Origin of the sequence: Citrobacter sp. Awk 4 (genome assembly GCF_028069725.1) — a bacterium.
Taxonomy (GTDB): domain Bacteria; phylum Pseudomonadota; class Gammaproteobacteria; order Enterobacterales; family Enterobacteriaceae; genus Citrobacter_D.
This window is the reverse complement of record NZ_JANEWG010000155.1, coordinates 1-388: the sequence shown is the minus strand read 5'-3', so window position 1 is coordinate 388 and position 388 is coordinate 1. Positions and strand designations below refer to the sequence as shown.

General features: G+C 43.8%; 1 rRNA gene. It reads left to right on the top strand.

Going from position 1 to position 388, the window contains the following annotated elements:
• Positions 1–80 (top strand): 16S ribosomal RNA (locus NNO04_RS22625); the annotation flags it as partial.
• Between the last annotated feature and the right edge of the window lie 308 nt (positions 81–388).

Sequence of the window (388 nt, the reverse complement as noted above, 5' to 3'; positions counted from 1 at the left end):
TTACCACTTTGTGATTCATGACTGGGGTGAAGTCGTAACAAGGTAACCGTAGGGGAACCTGCGGTTGGATCACCTCCTTACCTTAAAGAACCTGCCTTTGCAGTGCTCACACAGATTGTCTGATGAATGATGAACTCCTGAATGTATTTTCGAGTGCATTAAGAAGTTTTGCTCTTTAAAAATCTGGATCAAGCTGAAAATTGAAACGACACACTGTTTCATTTCTCCGTAATAAGAAATGAAAAAGGGTGTGTTCGAGTTTCTCAAATTTTCACGACACGGCGGTGTTTTACGAAACATCTTCGGGTTGTGAGGTTAAGCGACTAAGCGTACACGGTGGATGCCCTGGCAGTCAGAGGCGATGAAGGACGTGCTAATCTGCGATAAG